The sequence below is a fragment of the Bartonella sp. AP150HLJHH genome, assembly GCF_042196385.1.
Lineage (GTDB): Bacteria > Pseudomonadota > Alphaproteobacteria > Rhizobiales > Rhizobiaceae > Bartonella.
Genome location: NZ_JBHIQC010000013.1, coordinates 16,098 through 32,366, shown reverse-complemented (window position 1 = coordinate 32,366; position 16,269 = coordinate 16,098). Strand labels below are relative to the sequence as shown.

Below are 16,269 nucleotides of genomic sequence, written 5' to 3'. Positions count from 1 at the left end.
GACAACCTCAGACAACCTCAGACAACCTCAGACAACCTCAGACAACCTCAGACAACCTCAGACAACCTCAGACAACCTCAGACAACCATATGAAAAGCTTTTGAAAAAAAATTCCTCATCGAAAATTTTTACAAGGTATTTTTTTAGATTATACTCTGTTTTCCACCTAAAATGATGATTTTACCACCTAAAACCAAAGAGAAATGCATGTCACCTTGCATGCTGTATCAACCTTTCCCAAAAGGACAAAGCCCACACCGGTCTTTAAATAATGGCAATCAATAAACAATGGTTTGTAAACAATCTGGCTTCTTATCTAACAGATTTGACTTGGCTTCCCCCTTCAAATGCATCCTTGTAATGTATCCCCTGTCCAGAGTTATTCTACAAAAAAATGCTGCGTTAGGAATACGCACAGATGAAAAACACCCCATGCATAAAATTTTAACCACATCTCAAACAATGGTATTTTACAACACAACGGGATAAACTATTGTCTTATAGATTTTCTCGTATCACTCTCATCCTGTTTCAAGAAGTTGCCTGATAAGCACAAAATGCCATCTCAGAGGGTTCAATGCCTCACCATGTACTACAACGCATCGCCAACCTGCTGCTCTTGCCAACAGTGCACCCATTTTGAAAACAAAGAGTGGCTTTTTTCCTACACGCTTTGCCAAAAAAGGGAGCGCTCCATTTTGCTTTTTCTCGCTTTAAATAAACATATCCGTTGACCTCTTTCCGCACCTAAAAAGACGAAGATTTTAGCCCTACATCGGTTTGTAAACAATCCAACTCTTCTGAAAGGATTCCGTCTGCTACTCACTTATATGGTTCACTTGCATGAAAACTCTACGAGCAAATCCTCCCCAGAACATTTGCTAATGTATTAAATACTTTAAGCTATCTTACTGATATCACCACCTTCAATAATAGTGTTTTAATGACGGTACTTTACGCTATAATAGGATAAAATTTACCCATGGGTTTTTTGTCATCGCACAGCAGCGGTTTAAACCCAGCACTTGAAATACTGTATCACGACACCACAAGAGAGAGGCATTTGGGATAAAGTCTTTATTCCTCAGCAAAAAGCGCCATGAATAAAGAAAGGTTTTTTGTTCTCCCCCTACCTTCAATAATCACTGTCTTGATCCTCTAAAGAACAATAGGCAAACTTACCTTTAGACATCCAACAAAGGCAGCACAAAAAATAAAGAGAGTTAAGTTTTTTCTAAAGCGCATCAAAACTTTCTACACAATATATTCAATAAGACTTTTTTTCATAACAAACATTTTAGCATTTTTATCTTTCTCTCCTACAGCTTTCATTCTCAGGCTTTGACAGCATAAACCACCGCCATATTGACGGGGCGTGTTTCATCACCCCCTGTTTTTTGCAACAAGACCTTATGTTCATGCTCTCCCGCAGAATCTGTCAAACAATTTGATCCATACAATACAGCTACGTTTATTGGATAAGCCCTGTTATCTAACTCTATAATCTTTTGTTGAACCTTTGGATAACTATGCTGGTGTTTCCCTGTCGAATCTGTTTTTCCCTCATGGGTATGGGATTGAAAAGACTCTTCTTGTCGGCTTCCCAAGCGACGTCCTTTATCAATTTCTTTTCCACTATCGAGCCCCCGTAAAAACATTCCACGCAAATCGGGAACATTGAATGTTGTTCTCCCGTCTCCTTTTCCCCATGTTTCTCCCAGAACAGCAAAGAGATTAGCATAGTTCCTTCGCGAATATTCTTTACCATCACACAGTAACCATCCAGAGGGTATTTTTTCTGTAGCAAAAGTCCCGATAAATCCAGAAGAAAAAGTTTCAGGCAAAGGAGGAAAGGGCGGAATTTCAGGAAGTTTTATAGTAGGATTGGTTAAAAACCAGCCATCAGCATTTTTTCCGGCAATATCACGCGTATAGACGACTTCATAAAGCCCCCCTTTTTGAATTTCCCCGCCCTTTAAAGGCATAATACCCTCTGGCGTTGCCATATAAGTTGGTCTTGGCGGCAATTGATTTAAAGAAATATTTGTTATTCCTCTGTTGACGCCTTGTGCTTTAAAGCGCACAACAATGCCATCCATATAAGTCTCAAAAAAAGACTTTGTTGCCAAACGAAGTGACGTTCTCTCGTTTTCCACATCAACAGTAAACTGTGTTTCAATCCCGCCCCCATTATCCAACAAATATTCTTTGATGCGTTGCATCATAGCGCGAGCACTATCATTGACTGTGCTTGGAGGTTGCCCTTCTGCCCAGTTTATACTCTCATCGGCATAAGCATTTTCTGATGCAACAATTGACCAATCATAAATCGAACTCATAGAAGATACTCTTTTTTCAAAAAGGGAAAACGAGCAAAAAATGAAGAAAAGAAAGCCGCAATTTTATTTTTAGATGCCGGTATTTTCTCCATTTTCATTTTTTCCATTTTCAGGCCTATTTTGTCATAATCAACATGCAATAACTTTGTTTTCGCATTGACATAAACAGCTTCAGGGTTCACACGCAACACGTCTTGCGCCATAACGCCCTGATAACGTTGTGGATTTCCCTTATAATTAAAGGTATAAAGTGGATATCCCTTTTTCTGCCCCACAGGGATAATATTTTCTTTTGCTCTCACATCACAAAGCCCTAAAATTCCTCCGACCAATCCAAGTACTTGCTGCGCATCACGCAATGGATCTTTTGTCACAGAAGGCATTGTCGTGGATTTTCCTGAAGTCGTTCCGTAATTTCCAGCAGCCTGTGTTCCTACCTGTAACAAACTTTGCAATCGGTTCCAATCTTGATTATCTTTTTCTGACCATTTTTGGCGTTCAGCATCTAAGACATTTTGGCGGTTTATATCTTGAATCATACCCCCTTTCAAAGCATTGCTTTGCACGTTACTCTGTCCTTGATAATAGCTATTTGCCGCATTAACTTGATCATTCTGAGAGCGATCAATCATCTGGTTGGCATTCATCATATTGTTAATATCTTGATTATATTGCTGTGCTGCAGCATTTGTTGCCAAGGCGCCTAACTCATCGGCCAGCACACCAGTATGAGCCCCAGAACCATAACGTCCTGCTCCCGACATCGATTGATTAATTGCATCGGATGTTTTATTCAGAGCATTTTGCAATGCAGTATTAAATTTGCTATTGCTTCCAATCCAGCTTCCCTTAGCCATACCGGAAAGATTTGTAGCGCTGTTGGTTGGGGCATTCAACCATTGCGTTACCGTTGGATTGTTATAAAGCCCTGCTGCTTGTTGTAAACCGGTCAGCGCATTTTTTGTCATATTGCTAAGACCAGCGACTCTGTCTCCCTGATAAACGTTTCCGCCAATTCCTTTATTATAAAGTCCAAGTGCATCAGCACTGGCTTGTTTAAGAATATCAGCCGCCCAAGCAGGTGGAGCATTTGTTTGTGTTGTTGTTTGCACTTGAGGTGTGGTTTTTCTACTCATGGGTTCAGAACCTTTCTATATTGAATAAGATTACGAGAATATCCGTGATGAGCGAGCTTTTTCGCCCATCCAGTTCTTCCAAACATGTGCATTTCTTCAGCATTGATTGTTCGCGCCCATTTTTCGACTTCATCAATCAACTTGACCAATTTCAGCCCTCCCTCTCCAGCAAGATCAGAGAGAACGACGCATTTTTTTCCCGTATGGGTTATTTCAACTTTGGTAATTGCAAAAGCACTAAATTGGATTTTATTTTTTAAGACCAGCCACAATTGTGCTTGTCCTGTAGCGATTTCTTCAGCAATTTTTTCCAGACAAACATCATCCGGAAAGCGCTGAACATATTTTTTCAATGCAGCATTAAGAGCCTCTTGATAGGGAGCTATTTTTTCCCATGGCCACTGCTCTGTCAGATAAGCAGAATATAAATCTTGACTCTCTTGTATCATAATTTTAGCTCTTTTAGCTTTGTCACTCATCTCCCCTCAAATAACATCCCCCTACGCATTTCACGCATTCCATGCCCCCGCACAATAAAAGAAAAAAAGCCCCATTATCCTTTTGTCACAACAAAGAGGGAACTTTTTTCTTTATAAAAATAAACCATGGTGCAGCCTATTTTCCTTTATCGCAGAAAAGCATGAAACATAACGCACCACCTTGTTCTTCATATTATAAAGACACAGCTTATCGCATTGTGCCTTTGTTTATAAAGGCTTGGGAAGTCTATGGGGCATTTGTTCTTTAATAATAGAGGTTTGAGCCTATCGCATGGTATTACAAAAGGGCATGCCTATCGCATGCCTGCCCGCGTCAATTCCACATCAAATCCAGTGACATGAGTCCAATTCACCCCTTCAGGAATACGCAATTTAAAGCGATAAAACCGTGCCCTTGCACGACAATGAATTTGCCCAGTATTATAAGAGGGCTGTTTTTCTGGCAACCAAACAGTTTCCTCTTCAAGAGATTGTCGAAAGCGCATTCCCACAGACAAATAAAACTTTCCACTATTGACTTGAGGCATAATATTTTTCACCCGTGTTATCCTGCCATTTGTCTGCCCCATTTCTTGTGATGTCACGACACAAGCCATAGGACACCCAGAAAACGAACCCAGTCTCCCCTGTTGATCAAATGCCCCCAGAATAGGCGATTCATTTTTCCAAGCTTTACTATCAAGAGAAAAGGACAAGTCATCAATATTCTTAGTCACAAAATCAAGACCTTCTAGGGTTGTTCCGGCTAAGAAAATAGGCAATATCATTTTGATATCGACGAGAGCTTTTGTCCATTTTTGCAATCCCCAATCATAAATGAGCAAGATACGTTTATGAAGATTCTCATCAGAATCAACCATCCAATAAACACGATTATACACCCCATCGATAGCAGCAGATAGAGTGTACAAATTATCCTTCCTTGATTTTGCGGTCATCGTTCGATCGACTTTTTCGAACCCAATGGGTATAATCTGTCCCTCATTTGTTATTTGATAAAACCCGCCCTCATCGGCAAAGAATGCTAAATCGCCTCTACAAACAATTGATTCAGCATTTTTTGCGCCTCGTTTATCGTGGATTTTTTGGAAACTAAAAATAATCTTAGAGCCAGGGATAAAAGAACCGGCATAGATTGCAGAACGCATAAAGATAATTGGATTTGTTGTCTCCGTTGCCCCTTGGACGAATCCGCCATCAGGAAAATCTTGATAATCACAACTTTTTTTCCCCACGGTCCAAAATTCAGCATCATTTAATCCAGACCAATGAACCCTTCTTGGATACTCGGTTAATTTCATCAAACAAACGAAATCTCCCCAGACACGAACAATCCCTGCCTGTGGTGGATTTCCTCCTAAATTTCTAAATGTTTTATCATGGTTAATATCAATCACTTGTGGTTTATCATTGGCATTCACCGCAATGATCAAATCACCAAACAAAGCAAAAGACCACGGAGCATCAACATTAGCCAGATAAGGTTTTCCTTTTTGGCTAATATCTTTCCAGTTCATTGTTGTATTATCAAGCAAGAAGATTTTTTCTCTTGTCCCGACAATAATAGAAACCCCATTTTTTGTTTTAACCGCAAGAGCGCCTAAGATTGGCTCCGGACAAGGCTCTGATAAAGGTTCAAAACTTGGCATAGGGATATAGGAGCCATCAGCCGGGAGCACATTAACAAGTTCATCGGTAAAAATTCCATTGATATCCGCCACATCGGGTCGATAATCAGCGATTGGGAAAAAAGCCATCAAGACCCCCATAAAATCTTTGAAGAGCCCAGTGCCATTCAAAACACCAAGGCTTATTGATAAAAAACCACAAAAGCCCTTAAAACTCTAAAGGCATAAAATTCAACAAAATAAACAACCTAAAGTTGTTTAACGCACCAAAAAAAACGATACCATAAATAATGGCCACCCCAACGCCATCCACCAGCGCCAAACCAAAATCAACTGCCCGCAAATCACCCCCCACAATGACGGGGGAAAGAGCCATCAAAAGCCCCCCATAAAACCTTTGAAAAGCTCAATGCCATTCAAAACACCAAGGCTTATGGATAAAAAACCACAAAAGCCCTTAAAACTCTAAAGGCATAAAATTCAACAAAATAAACAACCTAAAGTTGTTTAACGCACCAAAAAAAACGATACCATCAATAATGGCCACCCCAACGCCATCCACCAGCCCTTCACCATCAACACCCAACGCGTGTATCCAGCCATAAGTGACAAACCAGCCACCAATGACAAACCAACCTTCAACGCCAGCCATAAACGATTTGAAATGAACTTTTTAAAAACGCATTGGGCGAATCTTTGAAGAACCTTTTCGGCGCGATGTTTCAATGCGCAAAGCTTGAAGCTGTTCTTGAAAATCTCTGAAAGAAACGGCGGCATATTCAGGATCTTTAAGAATATTTTTATAAAGTTCATATTTTGCACGTGCTTTAATAAGATCAAAAGCATAAATCAACCAAGGGTTATCATCCTCTTTCAGCTGTTCATCGGCAAAATGAACAGGAGCATAAGAAAGCTGTACAGCTTCCACATGTTCTGGTGTTGGAAAGAGTCCTATTTTTTGATCAAGGTAGGTATAAAAGAATGGCGTTCCTAGCGCAGGATGCATACCATATTGTTGATGCAACACTTCCAAGGGCTTAAAGAACAACTTTGTTGGTGTTGCACTCTTTGTTACTAAAAAGACGCCCTCCAAACTCTTTTCTGCTTCAATAAAAACCCCTTCTTCTTGCCCATACCATGTTTTACCACTTTGTGTTTTAAACGTCCTTTCTCTTTTTTCATTAAAGAAAAAGGGTTCGCGTTCACACAAACGCAAAGCCGTAAAAATTGAATCTTGAATTTGCAGGGAATATTCCGCTGTTGTATCGTCAATTTCATCTTGAATAAGCGCGACCATATAAGCAAAAGTTTTAGAATGGTCTGAATGTGTAAGGTTTAGATTTTGGGGATCAGTGGATAAAGTGGTCATAAGCCTGTCCTTGTTTCTGGAAGCATTTTAAATTTTTCCCCCAACAGATCCCTCTTGTTGGGGGAAGAGAGCAAACATTCGCTTTAAGCGGGCGCTCCATAAGTTGGGATGACGATAGTGCCAAAATCCTGAGCCCCTTGCGTACTTCCTGGCAAGGTAAAGCAAGTTTTTTTCATCCCAATAATGGTTTTTGCCGCGACCCCGAATTCTCTTTCATAGTCGAAGAGTTCTTCCACCAATTTATAGCGTGTTGCTCCTCGATCTTTACCAAAAGCAATCACAGCACTCTGCGCACCAAGCAGAACAGCCCGCCGCACATTTGGTACAGCTTTATTTGCCATCCCAGATTCAACCCCTTCGGTAATATGTTCAGCTTCGCGTAAAACCACACCATTATACATGCCCAAAGACCCATCATAGAGCGGATTTTTGATACGACTTCCACTATAGATTGCCTTAGTAATGTCGAGCCATTGCCCCGCATCAGTATTGGTTCGCAATTGTGTCACTTGGGTTGGATGTAGATAAAGCACATAGACATTTTCGCCATCAATCCGCACAGGTCTAATTTTAGGATTTGCCAATTTAGCCCGTTCAACTGCTTTATCAATCAAGCTGAGATCAAAAACATCGTCTTCTTTTAAGTCCTCATCTTTTGCTTTATCATTAGGACGTACCACACGTTTATTGGTTGGTGCCGTTGGCGCATTAAACCCATAATGAACTGGTTTAAGGGTAATCGTGCGTCCTTCAAAGTTAATTGTTTTTGCGGTATACCCGCAAACTTGAATGAAGAACATCATACTCAGACGATCTGCATACCAATCAACCAAACCATTTTTTGCCTCGGTGCGCAAATCATGGAGAATTCGTTGTTGATCAATCGTTCCCTCATTTTTGACACGCACAGCATGAACGAGTTCATTAATTGCCAAGCGATCATTGAGAAACTGTAAAGCTTCTTCATTGCCTTCCAATGTCTGCCCTTCGCTCACCCCATCGCCTAGCAACTGCACACGCAAATTAAAGCTAATAGCATCCCCACTTGCTTTCGTGGTTTCATCTTTTAATTGTACGATACTGTTTGAATCATTTCCAATCAACGGTGCAATTGGAAGTGCTTTTGAGACTTCTTGGTTTAGTAATTTAGACCATGTGCGCACTGCCATTGGGTCATTAAGTCCGATATAAGTTACGGTCATTTTATCCTCTAAAAGTTTTCTTGACATAAAAAAACCCGGCAAAGCGCCGGGCGCTCAAAACACCACATTTCATTTCAGATGGTGAATAGGTTGTTCGTGAGTTTTATCTAATTTCTGTTAGCGTCTGCCTCCTCCTTATAAGAGCTCTCCTCACCACATCCGTGCTTTGAGAAATCCCCTCGCATTCTCCTACGCTAAAAGCCTCTTAACGTTCCCGCCCCCCCTCACATTCTTGTTTTTAAAATTCTCTTCCCCCCATTAAACGATTAAAAGCAGCTTTATTTTTAGGATCAGCAACCCAAGCGCTAAACTCTGCTTCTGACATTTTATCAAGCATATCCAAAGAAATCGGCCCATTTGGAGTCAAGCCGTTATAAGCAGCAAGAGTACGTGCAGAATTGTGTCTTTCCTGTAAATTTTCACCCATGTTATTGGGAACATTTGTGTAGCCAATTTTTTGTGCAATAGAGTAAATCACTTCAGCCGGATTTTGATTTTTTTGCGCACAATCGCGCAAGATCTGCTTCAACTCATCACCAATCAACGCATCAATATTTTTGGGATCGGCCATCTCAGGATAGAGCGAAGCACAAGCTGCCAACTGTTTAGCCCTCGTTTCATAAATAAAATCAGCTGCTTGATCAAAATCATGATGCTTTTGTTTAACACTAGCAACAGACTGCTGAAAAAATGCATGCAACTGTTCTGCTTCCAAACCAAGAGAAGGCTGTTGTTTTTCATGTAAAAGCCCTTGTTTTTGGAGTGTTTTTCCCAACCATTGCATATAGCCCATAAAGTCTTTTTGTGGATCTGGCGCAGCATTTTCTCCCCCTTGAACCTTTTTTCCAGCCTTTTGCGAAGAGTCCTGTTGTTGAAGCATTTGCCCTTGAAAATTATCTTCAAGAGTTTTTTCTTCTCTTGCAATTTCACCATTTTCTCCCTCTTGTGTTGAGACCAGAAAATCTTGTTTCAATTGGTTTTGTTCTGCCGGCGTTAAGTGTTCTTGATCCATGACATTAGCCTTCTCTTTTTTTAAACAATAAAATAAAATTTTTCAGATAAAACAGCTCCATAAGCATTTATCCCCTTAATGCTTACCCATCTTTTGGCTCCAACATTCCCCCCAATGCTCTCCACCCCACATGACGGCAAAACTCCCCTCTCCACCCTACTTTTCCCAACAACACTGCCCTACAAAACAGTTCTTTTAAGAAAAGGGAGCCCATGCACTACGAAAATCGATAAGCTCATTCTGCGCCCACCATTCCCCACCATCACCCCACATGACGGCAAGCCTCCCTCTCTACCTTGCGTTCCCCCAACAACACTGCCCTACAAAACAGTTCTTTTAAGAAAAGGGAGCCCATGCACTACAAAAATCGATAAGCCCATTCTGCGCCCACCATTCCCCACCATCACCCCACATGACGGCAAAACTCCCTCTCCACCTTGCTTTTCCCAACAATCCTGCCCTATAAAACAGGTCTTTTAAGAAAAGGGAGCCCATGCACTACGAAAATCGATAAGCAATTTATGATATATGGCATTTATCAGAAGTCGCGCATGACAAAGCGTCCTATTGTTGAGCCTTTACTGTCTGCAACATCTGCATTATCTGCTCTGTTCCCACATTACCCCCCATCTGCGCTGAAGCATTTTGCTCTTCTTGAAAAGAGTTTTGCGCCTTTATCGCAATTTTATGAATAAGTGAAGCGGGTAAAGGCGAATAGCGTAAGAGATCGAGCATAATCTCTGGCGTTGCAAAATTTTGCATCAAAGGAAGCAATTGCATGATTAATGCAAAAGTACGCTCTTTTTCATTAAGACTTGTTGGCGCATCATCCACGACAATATCATATTCCAAGCTTGTCACCATTTCGCGTGTCAGCGGCACATACTGGGCATTTTCATCACCAGCAATACGCACCAACCGCCCATCGGAGAGATAATTTTGAATAAGATAGAGAATAATTTTTCCCTGTCGTTGCCGATATCGACGCAACCCATCAAAAAAGGAAGCCAAAAGATTAAGTGACGATTGTCGCCGTTGTTGTTCAAGAATGCCAGGCTGATTGACAGCTCGCGTCCCAATAAATTCAGAAGACAACCCCGTCACCTGTTCGAGAGCACTCTTTGCTTCATTAAACAATTGGAAAAACCCTTGCGGAAATTGCGCCACGGGTTTAGGTTGGATTCTTCCGCCAGACACAGCCCCACTTTTCAACCAAGTAATACTATCAGCTCTAGCCCAACTCTCGACGGCTTGTCGATCATCATCAAAAGCATCGCGTTCTGCCATAATGCCGCCTTTTGATTGGCTATTGAGCAAGTGCATTACTTGACTAAAATATTTGTTTGCCCACCGTTGCGGATCTTTTGTAGGGCGCACAATTCCGTAAAATTGCCGACTTAACTTATCAAAAGTACCGGTAATACACTCCCATCCCAATTGATTGGGTGGAACCAAGGGCTTATCAGGCGCTTCAAGCAGCTTTCTACCTAAAAATGCCCGTTTGACAATTTTTCTGTTCAACCTTGTTGCTTGAACATGAGGAAAGGTTTTGCTTAAATTTTGGAAATCCTGCTCTGAATAATCGACAAACCTTCCACTTTGAGGCTCAAGGACTTTATAAACCACCTCGCGTTCAAACCAGCGACATTCTGCCAATGTCACCATTTTAGGACGTTGATAGCCGCTCCCCTCTTCTCCTTGATACCCCCTCTCGGACTGATAACTTTGTGTCATCCCATCGCTGGTTGGCTGTAAAAAGCTCTGATGTTTCACCCAATCCGCATGAAGATCACTCCAATGAACATTTGGAAACATTTGCTGCGCTACGGCAAGAGGTTTTTCATCGATATACCATAAGCGTTGAGCATCAATGAGATTAGACTTAACAGCACTTGCATCCCACACCATTTTCATAGGGTCCAGCCGCGCAATGATTGGTTTTCCTTGGGGATCTTGTTCATAATCAAGGCGTGTATCTGTCCAGCCCATACCGCAAATAATTGCATCTTGAAAGGCATCGGAATCTTCGTATTCGCCATCGGCTTCATCGCGAAACCATTCGGCTGCTCCTGTCAGAATCTGATTAGCAAAGGCTGCGCCTTCTTGTCGTGGAATAAATTGGACTTGTCTTTTATTATTGCGCTCAGCCCCGATCACAGCATTAATTAAAGGCGCAATACGGTTAAAAGTCATCACGGGTCTGTTTTGTTCGTGCAAGACAGCCAAGTCTTGCTCATTCCATTGCCGTCCATTATAAAAATCGTAATCTTCCTGGGCATTTTTTCGCCATTTTTCGACATGATCAATATCATCCTGATACCAACCCACGAGTTTTTTAAAGAGAGCTTGATTTTCAAGCGTTTCGATTTGATCAAAAGAAGAATTTGTAGACATATTCATTAAAAAGCCATCCATGAAGTTTGAGAATGGTGAAACGAGCGATAAGGTTTTTTTCGCACTCTAGCATTTGGTTGTTCATAAGCCACACACATCAGTCCAAAGGCATCGGCCCCATGGCTAGCCCAATCATGTTCAGCCCCTAGTCCGATATTGCGCTGTTCGTCGCGCTTTTCATGATACCAAGCAAGCGCTTTTCTCCCCGCACATGTCGTTTCACGATTAAACCATAGTGCAGGAAACAACCGCCGTACGGCTTCGATACGCATTTTCACAGCGCCTGTTCCTTGGTTAGGAATTATTTTGGTTTGAAAACCGGCTTGTTGAAGGGCACTGTCAAAACTCACATTATAGACACGATCTTTTGTTGCGCCATCATGAGGCAAGACCATAAGAGCCTTTTCATATCCCCTTTGAAAGACCCAGCCCACATGCTCTGAGAGAGGTTGTCCTTGGGCTTCATAATAATCGAGCACTCGGATTTCACGTCCAACAAATTGCGCCACCCACAATGCGGTAGCATCGGCCTTTGCTCCTGTTCCCCCGATATCCCAAAAGATTCTCACCTGCATCAAAGGATCCCGTGGAACAGTGGTAATCCGCCCTTCCATTTCGGCTTCCAGCAGACATTTCTGATAATAAGCCCCTTGGACAGCTTGGAGATATTCGCCTTCCCAAATATGGTTATACTGCTCTGGTCTTTGCTGCAAATCGTCCATTCGATCACGATTGAGTTTTTCAGGAAATTGCGGATTATCACGCCAATTGATTTCCACCCCTTTGATATGAGGATTATCGACATTTCGGAAACGTTTTTCCACGGCTGCATTTTCATGGCATGGGTTCCATGTGACCCATAATTCTGCATTCCAATCTTTTCCTTCTTCGCGCAAAGTTGGAATAAGTGTTTGCCAAGCAGTTTCTGTCACGGGCTCGGCTTCATCGACCCAACAAAGGAAAACGCGTCCCATTGATTTAATACTTGCGATATTGCGATCAAGCCCAGCAAACACATAGACAATCCGTCCATCTTTTGATTTAATATATTTATCGCCGATTTCATAATAGTCTTGTAAAAAAGGATAAGCTTCGATAGCGCGTTTAATTTCCTCCAAAGAACTTTCATTAAGAGAATTTTGAAATTGCCGTGCACAAAGAATAATACCGCGTTCTCCAGCCATTCCATGGCGATATCCCACCACAGCCGACATCAAAGCAAAAGAACGTGTTTTTCCAGAACCGCGTCCTCCCCAAGCGGCTCGCACATCGGCATTTCCAGTAAAAACAGGAATAAGCTTTGGAATAAGAGCCACTTGAGCCGTTTTCTGCTCAATTTTTTGAGAAATTTTCTGAACCGTTGTCATTATAAATTTTCATACTTTAGCAATAATTGCGCTGCACCCTTTTGCTTATCCCAAGTTTAATGATCCCAGAGCAATTGAACGAAAAGAGCAATTGAACGAAAAACGCCCTTCTCAAAAGCAGCGCTTTATCTTTTCTTCATCCTAATATTCAATAAATTTCACTTTTTTGCATGAGATCCCCTTGACCCCACCTATGCGCCCCAACGTCCTTATCCCCCCAAAGATCATTATCTCCCCAAAGGTCCCTATTTCCCCAACACCCCCCCTCAAACACCGCGCCTGTCATCCCCCAACCACAAGCAAGGTATCCCCCAACCAAATCATAGCCTCAGCACATGGCTCTCAGGCATATCCAAAGCCCAACATCCTCCAATATCATGCCTCTCAAGCATCACCAATCCTCACACTTTATCCCCCAAGATACCCCCACCAAAACACATGCATCAGGCAAGCATAACACTTCTCTCAAGTTTCATGCCCCTCACCCATCAAAACACTGTTCCATATCCACCACACAAATACCCTGCACCAAATTCCCTCCAGCACACGGGCCCTTACGGCATCATTCATCAAAGCCCCTTCCCAATATCACGAGCGCCCACAAACACGATAGCCTCCGCTTCAATCCCCTCAAGATAGGCAATCACCAAAGCAGCCCCCTTGCAAGACATCACCCCACATCACCCACCTCAGCCTAACATTTTTCAATATCACAAGCCTCAGTTATCGAGGTATCATGCTTCTCCGGTTCACTATTTTTTGCATTCACTGGTACAATCTCAATACGCGAAACTGTTTTTGATATCTCCACACCTTCAATAACGAGAAAAAACCAAATCTTCACCAGATGTCCAAAACAGCAAATATCATCAAGCACTCCCCAACATCTTTCAGGTAGCGCGCCCCTCACGCATCGCCATAAAAGCATCTTGCCCTCGCCGCTTCAAACAGACCACCCCAGACGCCATGTACCCCCAAAAAACACCATATGCACCGAAGTCTCCTCCAGTCCACGTCCTCATGCATCCCCCACCAAAGCCCAACAACTTCACAGCTCACACGCCTAAAGCACACGCCCCTCACCGCAATTTCAATCATAAGCTTTCAGACAAACATCTAGCATTCCCGTTCAAAGACAATATCCCTTAAACATCATATGCCCAACCCAATATTTTCTCGTAACTTCAAGCCTCAGTGACCAAAGGATCAAGCTTCTCCGGTTCAGTATTTTTGGGCTTCACTGGTACAATCTCGATACGCGAAACTGTTTTAACATCTCCCCCTGCTTCTCCCGTAACCTGAAGAGGCAACACTTTTGCCAGCAGCGAAAAAAAAGGTACGGGATTATTCAACGCATGATACTGAAGATAAGACACCAGCCCATCTTCACCATAGTGATATCCAGCCTGCTCCGCCGCTGTCAAAAGAGCTTCATTAAATCGCTTTGTTGTTTTATTTAAAGCCCCTTTTTTCCGCCCTCTTCGACGTAAGGGAAGACAATGTTCATCTACCATCATCATGTTCCTTCCAACTAAAGAGAAACCAAAACCTCAAACACAAAAAATGACATGAAAATCAGCAACAAAATTTAACAAGCATTCAACAATTAAAAAAAATGAGACCACACCCTAAAAGACAAGAGCCCACATAAAGCCCAAATCCTCCGCATAATTTTACAGATACACGTTTTTACGCTTTTCCATCTTTACAGAAAAAAACGAAACGAAACGCTCAAATTACTACCCCGCACCGTTCTGTAAACACGGGTCTGTCAACAAGCTGATTTCTCGTCTATCAGATTTCCCTGCTGATTATTTCATATGGCTATCCCACACTTCAAAGAATGGTGTTTCATCAAACACGCCAGATAAGCTCTGATCTACAATTCGACTTCAAAAAGCAAATTTTCCTCTGCTGAATAAAGCTTCCACCCCGCACCGGTTTTAAACTATCATCCAACCTCTTCCCCAGTAAATTCCCCTACTAACATCAGATTACCACCCCCCCAAACATCCCTATTTTACAATATAACAGACTAGAAAATCTTTTAATTGTTCTTGCCAATCCCTTGAAATTACTTTATCACTCAAAGGATATATTGATCGTCCACGCAACGATCAATAAGGGATAGTAAAGCCCTAAGCTCTAGCGTAAGAATGAACCCACTTTGTGGGTGTCCTGGGATTCCGGGAGTTTTTGCTATGTCCAGGTGTGATAAGCACTAAAAGCAAAAATGCTGACTAGAGCTCAGTACTTTACTACTCCCGGAATACCAATGCGAGGGCGCTCGCAACCGGAGGGGAGCTTGAAGTGCAAACTAAAAATTCACATTTCAACGACATTTCAATAGGTAAAAAGATCCGTCATAGAAGAATTTCAATGGGACTTTCTCAAAAGGAATTAGGAAGCTATTTAGGTGTCAGTTTTCAACAAATCCAGAAATACGAAAAAGGATCTAATCGTGTAAGCGCGGGGTGTTTGCTCGAAATTGCTAAAAAACTAGAGGTTCCTATGAACTTTTTTTATGCGGACCTTTTAACAGCAGATATTCCCACAAAAGAACATGCCTTACACCACGATCAAGACACATACAGCGAAAAAGAATACGCACTTTTGAAAAACTTTAGAGAGCTCAAAGCGAAAAAACAAAAAGCAATCTTGTGGTTGATTTCTGATTAGACAAAAGCACACCCATCAACATCCCTCGCCAATATATCCAACATCCTTAAAATATAAGCTTCAGATCACAACACTTCAAAGAAGGCAATTTTATCAGACAAGACAGATAAGCCCTGCCCTAAAATATTCCCTCACACACTTTTCTCCAGTCAACGCGATTTATACCCCTCTTCATCCCAGCTTTCCCCACTCCATTCACAAATGCGTCCCCTAGTTCTCCGACCACATTCCATGTCAAGACAAAAGCATACAACGCATAAATCCTTCACTTCACTTTTACGTATTCACGTTTTTACGCTTTTACATCTTTACAGAAAGCAACCAAATGAAACTTTTCCCCCAGCATCTTACACTGCGTTGTCAAGAATCCAACATCTTGTAGCAGTTTCCTCCTACCAACCACTCAGACAGATCAGCACACCATACCCCTCAAAAAATGGATTCAACAAGCAAGCCTTTTCTGAATATTCTTACACCCATCCCTCTCCAACACAAAGAGCGAAAGCTCCTACAAATACCGATCAATTCCGCTTCGAAGCAAAGACCCCACCCAAAAGACAAAGCTTCACACACACCAAAAAGCTTCTCCCACAGTGCCAATTTTCACATTCTGCATCCTAGCTTTCGACTTCATTTGCAGACT

17 protein-coding genes are annotated in these 16,269 nt (G+C 42.0%); 1 reads left to right on the top strand and 16 read right to left on the bottom strand.

Annotation, left to right across the window (positions count from 1 at the left end):
• Positions 1-521: 521 nt before the first annotated feature.
• The 16 genes from ACFING_RS06440 to ACFING_RS06365 form a co-directional block, all read right to left on the bottom strand.
• On the bottom strand, positions 522-680 hold the full coding sequence (locus ACFING_RS06440; protein ID WP_375621454.1) for a hypothetical protein: 159 nt from the start codon (positions 678-680) through the stop codon (positions 522-524).
• A 654-nt stretch (positions 681-1,334) separates the two neighbouring features.
• Entirely contained in the window at positions 1,335-2,339 is a 1,005-nt protein-coding gene (locus ACFING_RS06435; protein WP_375630224.1) for a phage tail protein, read from the bottom strand.
• Positions 2,336-3,475, bottom strand: coding sequence for a tail fiber domain-containing protein (locus ACFING_RS06430; protein ID WP_375630223.1), 1,140 nt, complete (start codon positions 3,473-3,475; stop codon positions 2,336-2,338). Before ACFING_RS06430 ends, ACFING_RS06435 begins: the two co-directional genes overlap by 4 nt.
• Positions 3,472-3,954, bottom strand: coding sequence for a hypothetical protein (locus tag ACFING_RS06425; protein WP_375621457.1), 483 nt, complete (start codon positions 3,952-3,954; stop codon positions 3,472-3,474). Before ACFING_RS06425 ends, ACFING_RS06430 begins: the two co-directional genes overlap by 4 nt.
• Positions 3,955-4,268: 314 nt before the next feature.
• A complete protein-coding gene (locus tag ACFING_RS06420) occupies positions 4,269-5,732 on the bottom strand; it encodes a hypothetical protein (RefSeq protein WP_375630222.1) in 1,464 nt (487 codons plus the stop codon).
• 79 nt (positions 5,733-5,811) lie between these two features.
• Entirely contained in the window at positions 5,812-5,979 is a 168-nt protein-coding gene (locus ACFING_RS06415) for a hypothetical protein (RefSeq protein WP_375630221.1), read from the bottom strand.
• An 81-nt stretch (positions 5,980-6,060) separates the two neighbouring features.
• Entirely contained in the window at positions 6,061-6,255 is a 195-nt protein-coding gene (locus tag ACFING_RS06410) for a hypothetical protein (RefSeq protein ID WP_375630220.1), read from the bottom strand.
• Positions 6,256-6,276: 21 nt separating this feature from the next.
• The gene (locus ACFING_RS06405) at positions 6,277-6,972 is read right to left on the bottom strand and encodes a hypothetical protein (protein ID WP_375621460.1); all 696 of its coding nucleotides are present in this window, start codon (positions 6,970-6,972) and stop codon (positions 6,277-6,279) included.
• Between the two features lie 83 nt (positions 6,973-7,055).
• Complete coding sequence (locus ACFING_RS06400) at positions 7,056-8,174, bottom strand: N4-gp56 family major capsid protein (RefSeq protein ID WP_375630219.1); 1,119 nt, start codon at positions 8,172-8,174, stop codon at positions 7,056-7,058.
• Positions 8,175-8,412: 238 nt separating this feature from the next.
• Positions 8,413-9,186: a hypothetical protein gene (locus ACFING_RS06395; protein WP_375630218.1), complete on the bottom strand. Its 774-nt coding sequence runs from the start codon at positions 9,184-9,186 to the stop codon at positions 8,413-8,415.
• Positions 9,187-9,750: 564 nt separating this feature from the next.
• Positions 9,751-11,601, bottom strand: coding sequence for a portal protein (locus ACFING_RS06390; RefSeq protein ID WP_375630217.1), 1,851 nt, complete (start codon positions 11,599-11,601; stop codon positions 9,751-9,753).
• Positions 11,586-12,947, bottom strand: coding sequence for a PBSX family phage terminase large subunit (locus ACFING_RS06385; protein ID WP_375630216.1), 1,362 nt, complete (start codon positions 12,945-12,947; stop codon positions 11,586-11,588). The genes ACFING_RS06390 and ACFING_RS06385 overlap by 16 nt, the downstream gene beginning before the upstream one ends.
• A gap of 148 nt (positions 12,948-13,095) precedes the next feature.
• Positions 13,096-13,266 (bottom strand): hypothetical protein, encoded by a 171-nt coding sequence (locus ACFING_RS06380; RefSeq protein WP_375630215.1) that lies wholly within the window; start codon positions 13,264-13,266, stop codon positions 13,096-13,098.
• Positions 13,267-13,641: 375 nt separating this feature from the next.
• Positions 13,642-13,824 carry a hypothetical protein gene (locus tag ACFING_RS06375; protein WP_375621465.1) on the bottom strand — a complete coding sequence of 61 codons (183 nt, stop codon included), beginning with the start codon at positions 13,822-13,824 and terminating at the stop codon, positions 13,642-13,644.
• A gap of 13 nt (positions 13,825-13,837) precedes the next feature.
• Complete coding sequence (locus ACFING_RS06370) at positions 13,838-13,969, bottom strand: hypothetical protein (protein WP_375630214.1); 132 nt, start codon at positions 13,967-13,969, stop codon at positions 13,838-13,840.
• 162 nt (positions 13,970-14,131) lie between these two features.
• Complete coding sequence (locus ACFING_RS06365; RefSeq protein ID WP_375630229.1) at positions 14,132-14,464, bottom strand: hypothetical protein; 333 nt, start codon at positions 14,462-14,464, stop codon at positions 14,132-14,134.
• Between the two features lie 793 nt (positions 14,465-15,257).
• Here ACFING_RS06365 and ACFING_RS06360 point away from each other — a divergent pair.
• Complete coding sequence (locus tag ACFING_RS06360) at positions 15,258-15,626, top strand: helix-turn-helix domain-containing protein (RefSeq protein ID WP_375630213.1); 369 nt, start codon at positions 15,258-15,260, stop codon at positions 15,624-15,626.
• The last annotated feature ends 643 nt before the right edge of the window (positions 15,627-16,269 follow it).

Excerpts from the sequence above, each read along its gene's own strand:
- ACFING_RS06435 (WP_375630224.1), bottom strand. The coding sequence starts at position 2,339 with ATGAGTTCGATTTATGATTGGTCAATTGTTGCATCAGAAAATGCTTAT.
- ACFING_RS06430 (WP_375630223.1), bottom strand. The coding sequence starts at position 3,475 with ATGAGTAGAAAAACCACACCTCAAGTGCAAACAACAACACAAACAAAT.
- ACFING_RS06425 (WP_375621457.1), bottom strand. The coding sequence starts at position 3,954 with ATGAGTGACAAAGCTAAAAGAGCTAAAATTATGATACAAGAGAGTCAA.
- ACFING_RS06420 (WP_375630222.1), bottom strand. The coding sequence starts at position 5,732 with ATGGCTTTTTTCCCAATCGCTGATTATCGACCCGATGTGGCGGATATC.
- ACFING_RS06415 (WP_375630221.1), bottom strand. The coding sequence starts at position 5,979 with ATGGCTCTTTCCCCCGTCATTGTGGGGGGTGATTTGCGGGCAGTTGAT.
- ACFING_RS06410 (WP_375630220.1), bottom strand. The coding sequence starts at position 6,255 with ATGGCTGGCGTTGAAGGTTGGTTTGTCATTGGTGGCTGGTTTGTCACT.
- ACFING_RS06405 (WP_375621460.1), bottom strand. The coding sequence starts at position 6,972 with ATGACCACTTTATCCACTGATCCCCAAAATCTAAACCTTACACATTCA.
- ACFING_RS06400 (WP_375630219.1), bottom strand. The coding sequence starts at position 8,174 with ATGACCGTAACTTATATCGGACTTAATGACCCAATGGCAGTGCGCACA.
- ACFING_RS06395 (WP_375630218.1), bottom strand. The coding sequence starts at position 9,186 with ATGGATCAAGAACACTTAACGCCGGCAGAACAAAACCAATTGAAACAA.
- ACFING_RS06390 (WP_375630217.1), bottom strand. The coding sequence starts at position 11,601 with ATGGATGGCTTTTTAATGAATATGTCTACAAATTCTTCTTTTGATCAA.
- ACFING_RS06385 (WP_375630216.1), bottom strand. The coding sequence starts at position 12,947 with ATGACAACGGTTCAGAAAATTTCTCAAAAAATTGAGCAGAAAACGGCT.
- ACFING_RS06370 (WP_375630214.1), bottom strand. The coding sequence starts at position 13,969 with ATGAGGACGTGGACTGGAGGAGACTTCGGTGCATATGGTGTTTTTTGG.
- ACFING_RS06365 (WP_375630229.1), bottom strand. The coding sequence starts at position 14,464 with ATGATGGTAGATGAACATTGTCTTCCCTTACGTCGAAGAGGGCGGAAA.